This window comes from Saccharothrix variisporea (genome assembly GCF_003634995.1).
Taxonomy (GTDB): domain Bacteria; phylum Actinomycetota; class Actinomycetes; order Mycobacteriales; family Pseudonocardiaceae; genus Actinosynnema; species Actinosynnema variisporeum.
Map to the genome: position 1 here is coordinate 6,504,330 of NZ_RBXR01000001.1, position 16,539 is coordinate 6,520,868.

The 16,539-nt window shown below is 73.6% G+C and carries 18 protein-coding genes; 15 read left to right on the plus strand and 3 right to left on the minus strand.

The window, feature by feature from the left end:
• Window positions 1–34 precede the first annotated feature (34 nt).
• From DFJ66_RS29590 to DFJ66_RS29600, 3 genes are read left to right on the plus strand one after another with little or no spacing between them, the layout of a single operon-like run.
• Complete coding sequence (locus DFJ66_RS29590; RefSeq protein ID WP_121225908.1) at window positions 35–592, plus strand: hypothetical protein; 558 nt, start codon at window positions 35–37, stop codon at window positions 590–592.
• Between the two features lie 11 nt (window positions 593–603).
• Window positions 604–1,707, plus strand: a complete 1,104-nt coding sequence (locus DFJ66_RS29595; protein ID WP_211351371.1) for a sensor histidine kinase — start codon at window positions 604–606, stop codon at window positions 1,705–1,707.
• A complete protein-coding gene (locus DFJ66_RS29600) occupies window positions 1,704–2,360 on the plus strand; it encodes a response regulator (RefSeq protein ID WP_121225912.1) in 657 nt (218 codons plus the stop codon). Before DFJ66_RS29595 ends, DFJ66_RS29600 begins: the two co-directional genes overlap by 4 nt.
• Before the next feature lie 36 nt (window positions 2,361–2,396).
• Here DFJ66_RS29600 and DFJ66_RS29605 read toward each other — a convergent pair whose 3' ends face one another.
• Window positions 2,397–3,077 (minus strand): GntR family transcriptional regulator, encoded by a 681-nt coding sequence (locus DFJ66_RS29605; protein WP_121231919.1) that lies wholly within the window; start codon window positions 3,075–3,077, stop codon window positions 2,397–2,399.
• A 73-nt stretch (window positions 3,078–3,150) separates the two neighbouring features.
• A complete protein-coding gene (locus DFJ66_RS29610; RefSeq protein ID WP_121225914.1) occupies window positions 3,151–3,789 on the minus strand; it encodes a TetR/AcrR family transcriptional regulator in 639 nt (212 codons plus the stop codon).
• Window positions 3,790–3,884: 95 nt separating this feature from the next.
• On the opposite strand from DFJ66_RS29610, the gene DFJ66_RS29615 reads away from it, so the two are divergent.
• The 4 genes from DFJ66_RS29615 to DFJ66_RS29630 all read left to right on the plus strand — a co-directional run bounded on the left by DFJ66_RS29615 (window position 3,885) and on the right by DFJ66_RS29630 (window position 9,590).
• Window positions 3,885–4,778, plus strand: a complete 894-nt coding sequence (locus DFJ66_RS29615; RefSeq protein WP_211351372.1) for a sigma-70 family RNA polymerase sigma factor — start codon at window positions 3,885–3,887, stop codon at window positions 4,776–4,778.
• Window positions 4,779–4,902: 124 nt separating this feature from the next.
• On the plus strand, window positions 4,903–5,781 hold the full coding sequence (locus DFJ66_RS29620) for a Vgb family protein (protein WP_121225918.1): 879 nt from the start codon (window positions 4,903–4,905) through the stop codon (window positions 5,779–5,781).
• A 157-nt stretch (window positions 5,782–5,938) separates the two neighbouring features.
• Entirely contained in the window at window positions 5,939–6,526 is a 588-nt protein-coding gene (locus tag DFJ66_RS29625) for an NlpC/P60 family protein (protein ID WP_121225920.1), read from the plus strand.
• Window positions 6,527–6,692: 166 nt separating this feature from the next.
• On the plus strand, window positions 6,693–9,590 hold the full coding sequence (locus DFJ66_RS29630) for an AfsR/SARP family transcriptional regulator (RefSeq protein ID WP_121225922.1): 2,898 nt from the start codon (window positions 6,693–6,695) through the stop codon (window positions 9,588–9,590).
• Here DFJ66_RS29630 and DFJ66_RS43045 read toward each other — a convergent pair.
• On the minus strand, window positions 9,587–9,757 hold the full coding sequence (locus DFJ66_RS43045; RefSeq protein ID WP_170199731.1) for a hypothetical protein: 171 nt from the start codon (window positions 9,755–9,757) through the stop codon (window positions 9,587–9,589). The genes DFJ66_RS29630 and DFJ66_RS43045 overlap by 4 nt on opposite strands.
• A gap of 75 nt (window positions 9,758–9,832) precedes the next feature.
• Between DFJ66_RS43045 and DFJ66_RS29635 the strand changes: the two genes are divergently transcribed.
• From DFJ66_RS29635 to DFJ66_RS29670, 8 genes are all read left to right on the plus strand, one after another.
• Window positions 9,833–11,119, plus strand: coding sequence for a CoA transferase (locus DFJ66_RS29635; RefSeq protein WP_246029954.1), 1,287 nt, complete (start codon window positions 9,833–9,835; stop codon window positions 11,117–11,119).
• A 734-nt stretch (window positions 11,120–11,853) separates the two neighbouring features.
• Window positions 11,854–12,915: a sedoheptulose 7-phosphate cyclase gene (locus tag DFJ66_RS29640; RefSeq protein WP_211351373.1), complete on the plus strand. Its 1,062-nt coding sequence runs from the start codon at window positions 11,854–11,856 to the stop codon at window positions 12,913–12,915.
• Window positions 12,912–13,304, plus strand: a complete 393-nt coding sequence (locus DFJ66_RS29645; RefSeq protein ID WP_170199733.1) for a cupin domain-containing protein — start codon at window positions 12,912–12,914, stop codon at window positions 13,302–13,304. The genes DFJ66_RS29640 and DFJ66_RS29645 overlap by 4 nt, the downstream gene beginning before the upstream one ends.
• A 43-nt stretch (window positions 13,305–13,347) precedes the next feature.
• The gene (locus DFJ66_RS29650) at window positions 13,348–13,665 is read left to right on the plus strand and encodes a hypothetical protein (RefSeq protein WP_121225930.1); all 318 of its coding nucleotides are present in this window, start codon (window positions 13,348–13,350) and stop codon (window positions 13,663–13,665) included.
• A complete protein-coding gene (locus DFJ66_RS29655) occupies window positions 13,662–14,051 on the plus strand; it encodes a cupin domain-containing protein (protein ID WP_211351374.1) in 390 nt (129 codons plus the stop codon). Before DFJ66_RS29650 ends, DFJ66_RS29655 begins: the two co-directional genes overlap by 4 nt.
• Window positions 14,048–15,097, plus strand: coding sequence for a zinc-dependent alcohol dehydrogenase (locus DFJ66_RS29660; protein WP_211351375.1), 1,050 nt, complete (start codon window positions 14,048–14,050; stop codon window positions 15,095–15,097). The genes DFJ66_RS29655 and DFJ66_RS29660 overlap by 4 nt, the downstream gene beginning before the upstream one ends.
• Window positions 15,094–15,756, plus strand: a complete 663-nt coding sequence (locus DFJ66_RS29665; RefSeq protein WP_121225932.1) for a cupin domain-containing protein — start codon at window positions 15,094–15,096, stop codon at window positions 15,754–15,756. The genes DFJ66_RS29660 and DFJ66_RS29665 overlap by 4 nt, the downstream gene beginning before the upstream one ends.
• Window positions 15,756–16,538 carry an SDR family oxidoreductase gene (locus DFJ66_RS29670; RefSeq protein ID WP_121225934.1) on the plus strand — a complete coding sequence of 261 codons (783 nt, stop codon included), beginning with the start codon at window positions 15,756–15,758 and terminating at the stop codon, window positions 16,536–16,538. Before DFJ66_RS29665 ends, DFJ66_RS29670 begins: the two co-directional genes overlap by 1 nt.
• Window position 16,539 lies beyond the last annotated feature (1 nt).

Sequence of the window (16,539 nt, forward strand, 5' to 3'; positions counted from 1 at the left end):
CAAACGGGCCGGCCATCCCCGCAGGATCTTCCCCATGAACGCCTACCTCGCCACACCGCTGCTGGTCCTGGCCTACGGGATCGCCCGCATCATCGACGGCTTCGACGGGGAACGCGGCCCCGGCCCCGCGTGGACGATCGGCCACCTGTTCTTCGTCGGCGCGCTCGTCCTGTTCATCCGGATCTTCTGGGACATGGCGTCGATGCTCGGTCCCCGCGCGCGGATCCTCGCCGTGATCGGCACGGTGGGCGCGGTCGGGTTCATCGGGCAGTTCGCCATCGACATCGTCGCCGGGTTCCTCGCCGCGGACCACGCCGATCTCTCCGCGATCGGCAAGCAGGTCCGCGCTGTCCCAGGCGTGATGCTGTTCTGCTACGACCTCGCGCCGTACATCTTCGGCGTCGGCCAGCTCGGGCTCGTCGTGGCGTTGGCGTTGCGCAGGGAGGTCAAGGTGTGGACGCCGGTGCTGGTGGTGGCCGACCTGGTGATGCCGATCGTGGACAAGGACCTGATCCCGGTCGGGGCGGTGCTGTTGTTCGTCTCGTTCGTGCCGCTGGCGCGCAAGAAGCAGCGCGCCGCGGTGCTTGTGTGAGGATGACGGGCGTGCTGATCCGCTGGGGCCTTCCCGTGCTGGTCGCGGCGGCCCAGCTGGGGCCCTTCGCGATCCGGCAAGGCCCGTTCGACCTGCTCGCTTACGTCGTCGTGCTGGCGTCGGCGCTGCCGCTGTGCTGGCGGCACCGGTTCCCCGTGCCGGTGCTGGTGGCCACGCTCCTCGCCGCCGCGAGCTACGACCACGCGGGCGAGGCACCCGACCAGCCCGTCTGGTACGGGCCGTTGCTCGCGATGCACGCCGTGGCCGCGCACTCCTCGCCGAAGGCCCGGTTCACGGCGTTGGCGCTGTCCTTCGGCGGGACGCTCGTCGCGGTCGGGCCGGTGACCGCCCTGCGCACGATCGCGCTGCTGACCGCCGCCTACGCGTTGGGCCGGCTGCACGCGGCGGCCGAGGAGCGTGCGGTGCGCCTGGAACGGGAGCGGGAACTGGAAGCCGAACGCGCGGCCGAGCGGGAACGCGCCCGCATCGCCCGGGACATGCACGACATCCTCTCCCACGCGGTCAGCGTCATGGTGGTGCAGGCCGAGGCGGGACCGGTGGTGCTGCGCGCCGACCCGGCCCGCGCGGAGGCCGCGTTCGACGCGATCGCCTCGGCGGGGCGGGACGCGATGGCCCAGCTGCGCCGCATCCTGACCGTGCTGGACGACGAGGGCGGTCCGCGAGGGCCGCAGCCGACCTTGGACGACGTGCCCGGACTGGCCGAGCAGGTGCGGCGAGCCGGGGTTGAGGTGGACTTCACGACGACGGGGTCGCCGGTGCCGCTGCGCCCGGACGTGGCGGTCGCCGCCTACCGGATCACGCAGGAGGCGCTGACCAACGTCGTGCGGCACGCGGGGGCGGCGCGGGCGTGGGTGCGGTTGGACTGGGCGGAGGACGGGTTGGTGATCAACGTGGAGGACGACGGGCGCGGCGCTTCGACGGCGGGTGGTCGAGGAGCGGTGGGTGGTCGGGGTGCGCCGGGCGACCGGGGCGTGGCGGGTGGTCGCGGGGTGATCGGCATGCGCGAGCGGGCGGCGGCGTGCGGCGGGACGGTGGAGGTCGGGCCCCGGGTGGACGCGCCGGGGTTCCGCGTGTCGGTGCGGTTGCCGGCATGACCATCCGGGTGGTGGTCGCCGACGACCAGGAGCTGGTGCGCGCCGGGTTCGCCATGATCCTCGACGCCCAGCCGGACATCGAGGTCGTCGCCGAGGTCGGGGACGGGGCGGCGGCGGTCGAGGCGGTGCGGGCGCTGCGGCCGGACGTGGTGCTGCTGGACATCCGGATGCCCGGCGTGGACGGCATCGAGGCCGCGCGGCGGGTCGGCGGCGAGGCGAAGGTGTTGATGCTGACCACGTTCGACGTGGACGAGTACGTGTTCGAGGCGTTGAAGGCGGGGGCGAGCGGGTTCCTGCTCAAGGACGTGCGGCGGGACGACCTGGTGCACGCGGTCCGCGTCGTCGCCGCCGGCGAGGCACTGCTCGCTCCCTCGGTGACCCGCAAGCTGATCGCCCGCTTCACCTCGCCCGCGACCCCGCTCGCGCCGGCGGTCCGGCTGCCCGCGCTGACCACGCGCGAGCAGGAGACGCTGGTGCTCATCGCGCGCGGCCTGACCAACGCCGAGATCGCCGAGGCGATGGTCGTCACCGAGCACACGGTCAAGACGCACGTCAGCAACGTGCTGGCCAAGCTCGGGCTGCGCGACCGGGTGCAGGCGGTGATCGCGGCCTACGAGTCGGGCCTGGCGGTGCCGGGGGCCGGCTCCTCCTGACCTCCGGGGTCCAGCTCGTCCCGACGCCGCCCGGGTTCAGTTCTTCGCCCTGACCGCGGCGGTGATGCGGCGCTCGGCGTCGTCGAGGTAGCGCAGCAGCTCGCGGCGGGCGGCGTCGGCGTCGCCGGCCACTACCAGTTCGGCGATCCGCCGGTTCCACGCCAGGTACGGCTCGTGCAGCGGCTGGGGGTCGTCGGCGAGCAGGAACGCCAGCCGCAGCTCGGCGAACAGCTGCGTGAACATCCGGTCCAGCCGCCGGCTGCGGCACGGCTCGACCAGCGCCCGGTGCAGGTCGAGGTTCGCGGTGCCCACACCGCGCCAGTCCCCGGCCCGCGCGGCGGCGTCGGCGGTGTCGGCGATCTCCAGCAGCCGGGCGGCGGCGGCCGGGTCGGCGACCAGGGCGTCCAGGCCGAGGGGTTCGAGGAGCTTGCGGGTGCGGAAGACGTCCTCGACGTCCTCGGCGGTGACGACCCGGACGAACACGCCCCGGTAGGGCTCGCGGACGATCAGCTCGTCGTGCAGGAGGACCCGGAACGCCTCGCGGATGGTGTTGCGGGAGATGCCCAGGGCGGTGGCGAGCTGCTCCTCGCGGAGCTGGCGACCGGGTTCGAGCAGCCCGTCGGTGATCCGCTTGCGCAGCACGGCGGCCACCTGGTCGGCGGTGTTGAGGCGGTGCGGCGGCACCTGGTCCGCGGCTTCGCCACCCGACGCCGTCATCGGCTCTCTCCGTTCCACGCGGTCGGCGAACACCCTGGTCCCGGGCTCGACGGCGGCCACTATAGCCGCGAGCTCACGCCCGGACGGCGTACGAGCCCAGCGACGGCTCCAGGGCGCCGAAGGCGGTGTCCACGTGGGTGGCGAGGGCGGCGGCGATCTTGTCGTTCGGTTCGCCCGCCACCGTTCGGCGCAGGGTCTCGTCGAACAGCAGCCGGTGGACGCTGCCGAGCAGGGCGGCGGCGACTCGGGCGCGCAGGTCGTCCGGGCGGGCGCCGGTCTCGATCGCCAGGGTCTCGGCCAGAGCGGCCTCGCGGTCGTCGTGGAACTCGCGCAGCCGGGAGACCAGGGCCGGGCTGTCGGCGATCATCCGGGCGAACTCCGGGCCGGAGAAGCCGATCACCGGGTCCTGCCGGGCGACGGCCTCCGCGTACGCGCGGTGCAGCGCGGCCAGGGCGGATTCGCCGGGTGCGCGCTCGCGGACGGTCCGGGCGAGCATGCCGACGAACACCTCGCCCAGGTCGAGGGCCAGGTCCTCCTTGCGCGGGAAGTAGTTGGTGACGGTCATCTTGGCGACCTCGGCGGCCTCGGCGACGTCGGCGATCGTCACCTTGTCGAACCCGCGCTCCAGGAACAGGCGGGTGGCCTGGTGGGAGATGTTCTCCCTAGTCTGCTGCTTCTTGCGGGCGCGAAGGCCCGGCGGCGACGACGTCATGCGAGCACTATACATAGGTCGGGGCCAAACTTGTGCTTGACATGTTCTTAGGTCCGACCTAAGTTTTGAGCGAGACGTCAGACGGAAGGGGTCGTGTGAGGGACTTCCTGGGCCAGATCGGCCGCACGCCGTTGTTGACCGCCGAGCAGGAGGTGGCGCTGGGTGAACGCATCGAGGCCGGTGTGCTCGCGCGGGAACGGCTCGACCGGGCGGAGCAGGGGTGCGGGACCGAAGGGCTCACCGCGGCCGAGCGGGCCGACCTGGAGCGGCTCGTCCGGGACGGCCGGCGGGCCAAGGACCACATGGTTCGGGCGAACCTGCGGCTGGTCGTGTCGATCGCCCGCCGGTACGCCACGAGCGAAGGCATGCCGCTGGCGGACCTGGTGCAGGAGGGGACGATCGGCATGATGCACGCTGTGGACAAATTCGACCACCGGCGCGGCCTGAAGTTCTCCACGTACGCCACGTGGTGGATCAAGCAGGCCGTGAGCCGTGCGCACGCGGACCAGAGCCGCACCATCCGGCTGCCCACGCACATGGCGGACGTCCTCTACCGCGTGAAGAAGGCGCAGGCCGACCGCCCGCGCACGCCCGAAGAGCTGGCCGAGGAGGTGGGGGTGCCCGTGGACAAGGTCGTGCTGGCCCTGCGGTACGCCCGGGACCCGGTGTCCCTGCACGTCCGGCTGGGTGACGACGGTGACGCGGAGCTGGGCGACCTGCTGCCGGACGACGCGCCCGACCCCGGCGAGGTGGTCGCGGAGGCGGCGGTGCGGCCGGCGTTGGACAAGGTGCTCGGGACGTTGACCGAGCGCGAGGCGGAGGTGATCTCGCTGCGGTACGGGTTGTCCGACGAGACTCCGCTGAGCCTGGACGAGATCGGCCGCCGGTACGGGTTGACCCGCGAGCGCATCCGCCAGATCGAGGCCAAGGGCATGGGCAAGCTCCGCCAGGGCACCCGAACCCGTGTCCTGGCCGAACTCATCGCGTGACCTGGCCGCACGACCCTGCTCCACACGACCCTGCACGCACGACCCCGCCCGCCCCTGCCTGACCCCGCCCGCCCCTGCCTGACCCTGCCCGACCCTGCCCGACCGACGACGGGGAGCACCCTGCATGACTCACCTGACGATCGAGGAGCACGCCGTGCCCGGTGGCGGTCCCTACGCCATCACCACCGGGCCGGACGGTGCGCTGTGGTACACGCTCGTCCACAGTGGACACATCGGCCGCCTGGAACCCGGTGGCGCGCCGGTGAACCACGCGCTCGACCCGGACTGCGGGCCGACCGTGATCACCGCCGGACCGGACGGCGCGTTGTGGTTCACCGAGTACAAGGCCCACCGCATCGGGCGGATCTCGGTGACCGGGGCGGTGACGGAGTTCCCGCTGGCCGAGTGCGGGCCGTTCGGCATCGCGGCCGGCCCGGACGGTGCCCTGTGGTTCACCGAGTCGACCGCGGACCGGATCGGCCGGATCTCCGTGGACGGGTCGGTGACGGAGTTCCCGCTACCGGTCTCCGGCGGCCTGCCGTCGGCGATCGCGGCCGGCCCGGACGGGGCGCTGTGGTTCACCCTCAACCAGGCCGACTCGGTCGGCCGCATCACCGTGACCGGCGAGGTGTCGATCCACCCGCTGCCCACCGACGGCGCCGGTCCGGTCGGCCTGGCGGCGGGCCCGGACGGGCGGCTGTGGTTCGTCGAGATCACCGCCGGCCGGGTGGGCCGGATCGACGTGGACGGCGTGGTGGAGGAGTTCCCGCTCCCCGACCCGCTCGGCCGGCCGCACGCCATCACGCCCGGCCCGGACGGCGCGCTGTGGTTCACGGAGTGGGGCGGCAACCGGGTCGGGCGGCTGGCACCGGACGGCACGGTGGCCCTGCACGACCTGCCCACCCCGCGCTCCGAACCGCACGGCATCACCCTCGGCCCGGACGGCGCGCTCTGGGTCGCCCTGGAGATCGGCGCCCTGGCCCGAATCACCCCCGCACCCTGACAGCGGCGGATGGGGTGGCGCCCGCCGCCGCCACCCCGCCCCTCACTGCTGCCTCTCCTGCCACCCCGCGCACGCCGGCGACAAGGTTCCCGCAAGGTGCGCTCGGCAGAGTTCCCCACGTCAGGCGCAACACCACGTACAAGGGGGAACAGTGCAGGTGAACGCGTTGAACAAGCTCGCACGACTGGCGGTCGCGCCGGTGGTGGCCGGAGCGTTGTTGTGGGGGTCGGTGGGGGTCGCGGCGGCCGAGGACAGCAGGCCGCTGGTCCAGATCGCCGCCGAGGAGGGGGTCGAGGACGCCCCGGACACCAGTGCCGAGGCCGCCGCCGCCGGGTACGGCGGCTCCATCACCCGGGCCGAGGTGCTCAAGCGGGCGAAGTACTGGTGGGACAAGAAGGTGCCCTACAACCAGAAGGGCTCCTACTGGGACATCAACCACGGCAAGAAGTACCGGACCGACTGCTCCGGCTTCGTCTCGATGGCCTGGAAGCTCACCAGCAGCCTCACCACCTACACGCTGCCGAACGTCTCCAAGCCCATCGCGTGGAACGCCCTCAAGCCCGGTGACATCGTCCTGAGCACCGGCCACGTCAAGCTGTTCGAGAAGTGGGCGAACGCCGACAAGACCGTGATGTGGATCTACGAGGAGGGCAGCACCGCGACCGACATGGACCACGAGAAGGTCTCCGTGTCGACGCTGAAGAACGGCGGCTACAAGCCCCGCGCGTACAAGAAGATCAAGTAACACCAAGGGGGAGCGGGCCGGTCGTCTGCTGAGCGGACGACCGGCCCGGTGCTGTCTGTGAAAAGTTCGCGGAAACTTCGTCCGTTCGAGCGGTGCCGGCCCCGAGTCGGTTGCCGCGCCCCTCCCGCGTCGCTATCCCTGGAGCCGGGGAGCCAGGGGAGGGGCTGTGGCGGAGTTCCGCCTGTTCGGCGAGGTCTCGTTCAGCGTCGGGGGGCGACGGGTGGACGTCGGGCCGCCGCGGCGGCAGTGCGTGCTCGCGGTGCTGCTGGTGGAGGTCAACCGGCTGGTGCCGGTCGACGTCCTGGCCGAGCGCGTCTGGTTCGACCAAGCACCGCGCAAGCCGCACGACGTGCTCTACAGCTACGTCTCGCGGCTGCGGCGGGTGCTGGCGGCCGACCCGGACACCGCGCTGGTGCGCCGGTCCGGCGGGTACGTCCTGGAGACCGACCCGCTGTCGGTCGACGTCCACCGCTTCCGGCACCTGGTCGCCGAGTCGGCGTTCGACGAGGCGCTGGAGCTGTGGCGGGGCACCCCGCTGGAGCGGCTCGACACGCCGTGGGCCGAGTCGGTGCGCGCGGCGCTGGAGGTGGAGCGGCTCGCCGCCGAGGTCGAGCGGACCGAGCAGCGGCTGGCCCGCAACCTGCCCACGCCGGACCTGCCCGCGCTGGCCGCCGCGCACCCGCTGGACGAGCGGATCGCCCGCCTGCACATGCGGGCCCTGTACCGCGCGGGCCGCCAGGCCGACGCGCTGGACCACTTCGAACGCGTCCGCCGCCGGCTGGCCGACGAGCTCGGCGCGGACCCGAGCCCGCCGCTGCGCCGCGCCCACGAGGAGATCCTGCGCGGCACCGCGGAGCCCGCCCGTCCGAGCGGCCGCAACGACCTGCCCGCCGACGCCGCCGACTTCACCGGCCGCGAGCACGAGACCAAGGCCCTGCTCGCCGCCGTCGAGGACGAGAAGCGCACCGTGGTCGCCGTCGACGGCATGGCGGGCGTGGGCAAGACGACCTTCGCCGTGCACGTCGCCCACCTGCTCGCCGACCGGTACCCGGACGCCTGCCTGTTCCTCGACCTGCACGCCCACACCGCCGGTCGGAGCCCCACCTCGACCGCGACCGCGCTGGAGGTGCTGCTGCGGGCGCTGGGCGTGCCCAAGCAGGACGTGCCCGACGGCGTGGACGAGCGGTCCGCGCTGCTGCGGGCCACGCTCGCCGGTCACCGCGTGCTGCTGGTGCTGGACAACGCCGAGAGCGCCGCGCAGGTCCGGCCGCTGCTGCCCGGCGCGGCCGGGTCGCTGGCGGTGGTGACCAGTCGAAGACGCCTGGTGGACCTGCCCGCGTGGACGCTGTCGCTGGAGGTGCTGCCGTTCCCGGACGCGCTGGCGCTGTTCGCCGGCGTCGTCGGCGACGGCCGGTCCGAGCGGCAGCCCGACGCCGCCGCCGAGGTGGTGCGGTTGTGCGAGAACCTGCCGCTGGCCATCCGGCTGGCCGCCGCCCGCCTGCGCAGTCGTCCACAGTGGACGGTCGAGCACCTGGCGGGCCGGTTGGGGGACGGTCGGCGGCGGTTGCGGGAGCTGGCCGTGGGCGAGATGGGGGTGGCGTCGGCGTTCGAGCTGTCGCACGCCGCCCTGCCCGCCGACCGGCGCAGGCTGTTCCGCCTGCTGGGCCTGCACCCCGGCGCGGACGTCGACGTCGAGGCCGCCGCCGCGCTCGCGGGTCTGGACGTCGAGGCCGTCGAACCGCTGCTGGAGGACCTGGTCGACGTCCACCTGCTCCAGGAGCCGGTGCCCGGCCGCTACCGCTTCCACGACCTGCTGCGCGACCACGCCCGCAAGACCGCCCTGGACACCGAGCCCGACCCGCGCGAACCGGTGCACCGGCTGGTCGAGCACTACCTGGCCGGCGCGGCGGCGGCGGACCGGGCGCTCGCACCCAAGGGCGGGCAGCAGATGGCGTTGTCGGACAGGCACTTCGCGTCCCGCGACGACGCGCTGCGGTGGCTCACCGCCGAGCACGCCAACCTCGTCGCGGTGACCGGGTGGTGCGGTGAGCACGCACCCGGGCCGTGCTGGCGGCTCGCCACCGCCCTGTTCCGGTACCTGCACATCCGGGGTTACAACGCGGACCTGCGGCACGTGCACGAGGTCGCCCTGGTGGCCGCCGACCGCGACGGCGACCCCGACGGCCGGGCCGTGGTCCGCGCCCACCTCGGGCTCGCGCTGTACCGGCAGGGCGACTTCGCCGCCGCGCACGCCGTCCTGCGCGAGGCCGTCGACCTGGACCGCCCGAACTGCCGCAACCAGGCGCTGGCGGCGCTGGGCAACGCGGCGAAGAAGCTGGGCCGGTTCGACGAGGCCCTGGCGTGCTTCCACCGCGACTTGGACCTGTGCCGGGCGGCGGGCAACCGGCACGGCGAGGCGGTCGCGCTGGGCAACCTCGGCGCGTTCCACATCGACATCGCCCGGTACGAGGAGGGCGTGGCCTACCTGGTCGGGACGCTGGCCGCGATGCGCGAGGCGGGCGACCGCGTGGGCGAGACGGTGACCCTGGGCAACCTGGGCCAGGTGTACCTGGAGACCGGCCGGGCGGAGGAAGCCCTGGACCAGTTGGGGCGCGCGTTGGCGCTGTGCCAGGAACTGGGCGACCGCCACGGTGAGGCCCGCACCCTGACCAGCCTGGGCGAGGCGCACGGCCGGCTCGGGCGGTCCGACGAGGCGCTCAAGCACCACCACAAGGCGCTGGAGCTGATCGGCGAGATCGGCAGCCACAGCCTGCGCACGGCGGCGTTCAACGGCCTGGGCACGACCCTGCGCCACTGCGGCCGACCGGCCGAGGCGCTGGACAGCCACCGGGAGGCGTTGGAGGTCGCCCGCCGCATCGGCGAGCCGTTGCAGGAGGCCAAGGCGCTGGACGGCATCGCCGCGTGCCTGGCGGAGGCGGGCGACCACGCGGCGGCGGAGACGTCCTGGCACGCGGCCCTGACGATCTTCACCGCACTGCACCACCAGCCCCAGGTCGACCGCATCGAGGCGCACTTGGCCGGTCTGCCGAGCCGAGCCCGCTAGCTGCCCGGGGTGCCCTCGTCCGGCGGCGGGGTGGACTCCGGGAAGGGGTCGGGGGTGGTCTTGCGCAGGTCGGCGGCGGTGGCCTTGGCGTCGTCGATCAGGCGCTGGTTGTCCTCGAGCTGCTGGTCCTCTTCCGGGGTCTGCACCGGGGGCACGTCCTTCTCCATGCCGGCAGGGTTGCCCGCACGCCCGTGGGGAAACTCTCAGCGCCCGCCCCCGCCCCCGTGCCGCACGATGATCGGGTGGACGCTGCGACGGAGCACGCGTGGACCTGGCTGGGCGGAACCACCGAGGCCGCGGTCGAGTACGAGTACGTGGACGGGGTCCTTCCTGCACGACTGCCCGTGCGGGAGCTGGCTCGGGCGACCGTGGGTGTCTGCTCGTTGGCCGCCGCCGAACTGCTGGCCCGCCGGAACGGAGTGCCCCGGCCCCGCGTGCGGGTCCACGAGGGTGCGGTCGCCACGGCGTTCGTCAGCGAGCGGCACGTCCGGGTGAACGGTCGGGAGCCGACCGTGTTCGCGCCCCTGTCCCGGTTCTGGCGCGCGGCCGACGGGTGGGTGCGCACGCACGCCAACTACCCGCACCACCGCGAACGCCTCCTCCACGCCCTCGACACGACGCCCGAGCGGTTGGAAGCCGTGATCGCCGCACGTCCCGCCGAAGAAGTCCAAGAGGTGGTCTACGCGGCGGGCGGTCTCGCGGTCGCGGTGGTGGACAAGCCGTTGGCGCCGTTGCCGTTGGTGGAGGTTCGGAACACGGGGACCCGAACCCGCACCCTGAGAGCCGCCGACCTGCCGGCCGCCGGCGTGAGGGTGCTGGACCTGACCCGGGTCATCGCCGGGCCGGTGGCCACCCGCACGCTGGGCCTGCTGGGCGCGGACGTGCTGCGGATCGACGCGCCGTCCCTGCCCGAGGACGACCTGTGCGACACGGGTTTCGGCAAGCGCTCGGCGCTGCGGGACCTGGCCGTCGACGGCCTGGACGACCTGCTGGACCAGGCGGACGTGGTGGTCACCGGGTACCGGCCGGGCGCGTTGGACCGGTTCGGGCTCGCCCCGGAGGCGTTGCTGGAGCGCAGGCCAAGCCTGGTCGTGGCCCAGCTGGACGCCTGGGGCTGGACCGGGCCGTGGGCGTCCCGGCGCGGGTTCGACAGCCTGGTGCAGGCGGGCAGCGGGATCGCGGCCGTCGAGTCGGACGGGGAACGGCCCGGGGTGCTGCCGGCGCAGGCGCTGGACCACGGCACCGGCTACCTGCTCGCCGCCGCCGTCCTCCGGGCGTTGGCGGACGGGACCGGCCGGCACATCCGGCTGTCGTTGGCCGGTACGGCTTCGTGGCTCCTGCACGACCTGGAGCCGGGCCGGCGCGGGGGCGCGCCTTACGCCTCCGACGACTGGGTGGCCACGATCGGGACCGCCGACGGTGAACTACGTCACGCTCTGCCGCCCGTGCACTACGAGGGATGCCCGCGCACCTGGGCCGGACCGCCCACCCGATGGGGTGACAGCCGTCCGGAGTGGAACGCACAGTGACGAACAAGGCGTATTGAGACGACCGGCGCTAGGCCGATCAAGTGAAGGCCTACGGCATCACGGTGACGATGAGTGCGCGCGGCGGGCCCGGCGGTCGCAGCTCCTGCGCCTGTCTGCCGGTCTCGCGACCTCCAGGCGCCCCCCTGCTGCGACCGCCATCGCCCGGGGTTCACGCCGCGAAAAATCCGACCTCCCAAGCCCCCTGGTCGGATCTTTCCGGGTGGCGGCGTGCCTCCTGGCGACGTCTGGCCCGGCCTTTCGAAGTCCTCTCGGACTTCTCGCTGTTCCAGCTTCGCACCAGCCGCTTACAAGTCGCTGAACGTGCCCCCGCGCCGCCGTGGGGTGCGCGGACGGTCCCGGCGGGCCCCTCGCGAGGGTGGCCGGCGGCGGGTCCGGCCCGGGGTCGTTCCCGGGGTCGCCGGGAATAGGCGGAATTGTCGCCGTGAATAACGGGTAACCGCTTTCTACGGGTTCGTGGAATATTCCAGGAAACCGTGTCGCGATATCGTCCGGCGGAACGGCCGCACCGAGTCCGGGCGCGGCTCGTGAGGGGCGTTCCGGTCTTCGCCACCCTTTCGGACGTATTGCCCGGTAACCGCGCCGGCTACACTCGGCGACGCAAACAGGGATGGACCGGTGCGACCACCATGGGGGGCCGCGGCTTGCGTGTGAACCATGGGCGTGGTCTTCCCGGGTGGACAATTTCCGCCGAGGCCCCGGCGCGATACGACGTCGTGGTCGTCGAGGACGTCTTCGACCCCGCGAACACCGCGCTCGCCGACACCTCCGCCGCCGCCTACCCCGTGACCAGCCGCCGGTTCGTCGTGGTCGACGCGAACGTCGACCGCCTGCACGGCCGCCGCATCCGGGCCTACCTCGACCACCACGGCATCACCGACGACCCGATGGTCCTGCCGGTGGCCGAGGAGCGGAAGACGATGGCGACCGTCGCCGCGGTCGCGGACGCCGTCGGCGCGTTCGGAATCGATCGCCACCAGCCGATCATCGCCATCGGCGGCGGGGTCCTGCTGGACGTGGTGGGCGTGGTGGCGAGCCTGTACCGGCGCGGCACGCCCTACATCCGCGTGCCCACGACCCTGGTCGGCCTGGTGGACGCGGGCGTCGGCGCGAAGACCGGCGTCAACCACGGCGACCACAAGAACCTGTTCGGCGCCTACCACCCGCCGGTGGCCGCCCTGCTGGACCGCACCCTGCTGGCCACCCTGGACGAGCGGCACCTGGTCAACGGCCTCGCCGAGGTGCTGAAGATCGCGCTGGTCCGCGACGCCGAACTGTTCGAGCTGATTGCCCGCGACGGCGCCGAGCTGGTCCGCGATCGGTTCCGCACCGGGGGTGCGGAGGTGCTCGACCGAGCGGTGGACGGAATGCTCTGCGAGTTGGCGGACAATCTGTGGGAGCACCGCCTGGACCGGCTCGTGGATTTCGGTCACTCGATCAGCCCGGTGCTGGAGATGAAAGCCCTCCCGGAATTGCTGCACGGCGAGGCGGTGGCCGTGGACATGGCATTGTTCACGGTCGTCGCAGCCCGCCGCGGGCTGCTCGAACCGGCCGACCGCGACCGAATACTGGACGTCCTGCGCGCCACCGGTCTACCCGTCTCGCATGAACTCCTCGGTCCCGCACTGTTGCGGGAAGGTCTCGCGGCGACGACGCGCCACCGGGGTGGCCGCCAGCGCCTGCCGCTGCCCACCGGCATCGGGTCCGCGGTGTTCTGCGACGACGTGACGGAAGGGGAGCTGGCCGTGGCCGCCAAGGAACTCGGGGAACTGCGGTGACCGGTGGACTGGTCGTCGGCGACACAGCGGCGGCGTCGGCCGTCCAGGACGTGCACGGGGCCGCCGGCGCGTCGGAGTGGAAGTGCTTCGCCCGGCGGACGTGGCTGAGCGGCGACTGGGAGGCCGTCGAGTGGGCGCGCATCCCGGCCGGCGGGGTCAGCGGCGAGCACAAGCACAGCCGGACCGAGGAGGTCTACTTCATCCTCTCCGGGCGCGGCGAGATCCTGCTGGACGGCGTGGCCACCGAGGTCGGGCCCGGCGACGTCGTGCTGACCGGGCTGGGCACGACGCACGGCCTGCGCGCGCTGGGCGACGAAGGTGTGACGTGGCTGGTGGTCGAAGTCCTGGGGCCGCGCACGGCGGCGGTGCTGCGCGGGGAGGCGTCGTGACGGCGGACGTGGCCGGGGTGCCGGCGCCGCGCGGGGAGGCGTCGTGAGCGCGGGCGTGTTCCACCTGGGCGAGCCGGGCGAGATCGACCCCCGGGCGGTGCTGACCGGGCCGCTGAGCGCGATCCGGCGGGTGCGGCTGGGCGCGGGCGAGTCGGTCGAGCTGCGCGCGGAAGGCGTCGAGTTCAGCTTCTTCGTGCTGGCCGGCGGCGGGACCGCGGTGACCTCGGCGACGGAGGTCGGGTTGCACGAGGGCGTCTCGGTGACCGCGCCGCTGGGCACGGTCCTCACGGTCGCGGCCGGCGCGGACGGCCTGGAGTACTTCCTGGTGCAGCTGGACGTCCCGGACAGGGGTGGGTCGTGATCGTCACCCCGCCCGCCGCGCCGTCCCGGACGCTGGCCGGCGGCGGGTCGGTGGCGTGGCGCTGCCTGGTGCGGCGGGGGATGCTGCACTCCGAGACCGAGTCCGTGGACCACGTGCGGCTGCCGGCCGGTGCGGTCTTCGCCCCGCCGGGCACCGATGGCGTCGAGTCGGCCTGGCTGGTCCTGCGCGGCTCCGGCACCGTGAACGAGACAGCGGTCGGGCCGGGTGACGTCGTCCTGGTGCCGGCCGGCGGCGCGCTCCGGGCGGGCGGCGAACAGCCGGCTGCCCTCGAAGCGGGTGCCGGAGGGCTGGAGTTCCTGTGGGTCGCGGTGCTGCCCGCGGCCGTCTCCGATGTCCTCCCGCCGCGTTCGCCGGTGGCGTCGTGAGCGCCCCCCAGCACACGCGCCGGCTCGTCGGCACCTGGCCGACCGGGACCATGCCGGCGGCGTTGATCACCGGGCCGAAGCAGGTCGAGGTCGGCACGGTCCCGGTGCCCGAACGCCGGCCCGGTCACGTCCTGGTCCGCACCCACTACCTCGGGCTGTGCGGCACGGACCTCGAACTGTTCCACGGCACCGCCTCCTACCTGCGTGACGGCCGCGCCCGCTACCCGCACGTCTTCGGCCACGAGTGGTGGGGCGAGGTGGTCGCCGCCGACGACGCCCCCGGCTTCGCGCCCGGCGACCCCGTGGTCGGGCACACCATGATCACCTGCGGCCGGTGCGCCCGGTGCCTGGGCGGCGCGCGGCAGCAGTGCACGCGCATGACCGAGGTGGGCCTGTACGACCAGCAGGGCGCGGCGGCGCAGTACGTCCGGATGCCCGCGCACGCCCTCACCCCGTTGCCCGACGAGCTGGCGGTGCCGTGGGCGGTGTTCGTCGAGCCCGCCGTGACCGTGGTGGAGGCCTTCAGGCGGGCGCGAGTGACCGGCGAAGACCGGGTCGCCGTCGTCGGCACCGGCACCATCGGGCTGCTCTCCGTGCAACTCGCGTCCAGGTGGTCCGAACACGTGATCGCGGTCGGGGTGGACCCGGCGGGCCTGGCGCTGGCCGGCGTCCCCGCCCACCTGGTCCCCGACGCGCCGGCCGGCGAGCACTCGCTGGTCGTGGAGGCCTCCGGGGGCGCGGGCGCGTTCGCCACGGCCCTGCGGCTGGTCGAGCGCGGCGGGCGGATCGCGTTGGTGGGCGTGTCGAACGAGCCCGAGGAAGGGCTGGTGCCCGGCGACATCGCGTTGCGCGGGGTCACCGTCCTGGGCGTCCAGCACGGCATCGACCACTACGCCGAGACGGTCCGGATGTTCGCCGACGGCACGCTCGACGGTGCCCGGCTGGTCGCCGCGGTGGTGCCCGCCCGCACCCCGGAACGGGCGTTCGAGCTGCTGGAGCACGGCCGGTCCGGGCCGCCCAAGGTGATCATCGGAGCGGACTGGTGACCGCCGCCGCGAGAACGTCCGAAGTGGACGGCGTGGTCGCGGAGACCGCCCTGGGCGCGGTCGCGGTCCGCCACGGCAGCGTCGAGGTCGGCGAGCACGAGACCGCCGTGCTGGTGATCGCCGGCACCGCGAGTGGCCTCGGTGTCGGGATCGGCGAGGCGAACGGCCTCGGTGTCGGGGACGGCGTGCACGGGCCGGCCGAGCTCACCGGTGACGCCCGCTTCCTGGTGCTCACCTCCCGCCACCCCGCCCCGCCGCAACCCCGGACCTGGCGGTTCGCCCCGGCCGGCGCGGGCACCGACGAGTTCCTGGACAACGCCGGCGGGTTCACTGACATGGGCGTGCGCTGGCTCGCCACCACGGCCACCCTCGGCACCCGCGGGCTCGTGGTCGCCACCTCCACGTTCGCCCCCGGCGGCCACCACGAACCGCACCGCCACCCGCACGCCGACGAGTTCTTCCTCGTCGTGCGCGGCGGCGGGTACCACCACGCGCCGGACGGGCCGATCCGCCTGGACCCCGGCGACCTCGTCCACGTGCCCGCCGGCGAGCCGCACGGCTTCGCCACCGACCCGGGCACCGTCACCACCGCGCTCTACGGCTACCTCGGCGCGGGCAGTCTCGACCAGGCGGGTTACGAAGTCGGAGGCGCGGGCTGATGGCCAGACGCAGAGCGGTGGTGACCGGGGGCAGCTCCGGGATCGGCAGGGCGACGGCGGTCCTGCTGGCCCGGCAGGACCACGACATCGCGATCGGCTACCGGTCCGATGTGGACGGTGCCAACCGGACCAAGGCCCTGGTGGAGGACGAAGGCGGCAAGGCCGTCACCTTCCGCCTCGACCACGCCGAGCCCGAGCAGGCCGCCCGAGCCGTCGACCGGGCCGTGACCGACCTCGGCGGCGTGGACGTGTTCGTCAACAACGCGGGCGTCAACCACCGCGGCAAGTTCCTCGACGAGTCCCTCGCCGACTGGCAACGGCTGCTCGCCGTGGACCTCACCGGACCGTTCGCGTGCGCGCAGGCCGTCGCCCGCCGCATGGTCGAGCAGGGCACCGGCGGCCGGATCGTCAACGTCACCTCGGTGCACGAGCTCATCCCCATCGACGGCGGCTCGGCCTACTGCGCCGCCAAGGGCGGCTTGCTCATGCTGACCCGCGTGATGGCGCTGGAACTGGCCGAACACGGCATCACCGTCAACGCGGTGGCCCCCGGCGAGACCGCCACCCCGATGAACGGCGTCCCCGAGCACGTGGACGCCGCCGCCATCGACCGGCCGATGATCCCGGTGGGCCGACCCGGTCGCGCCGAGGAGGTGGCCGCCCTGATCGCCCACCTCGCGAGCGACGCGGCGGCCTACATCACCGGCAGCACCCTGCACATCGACGGCGGCCTGGCCCTGATGGGCGCGATCCCCAACCAGGCTTACGCGGGAAGGATCTAGG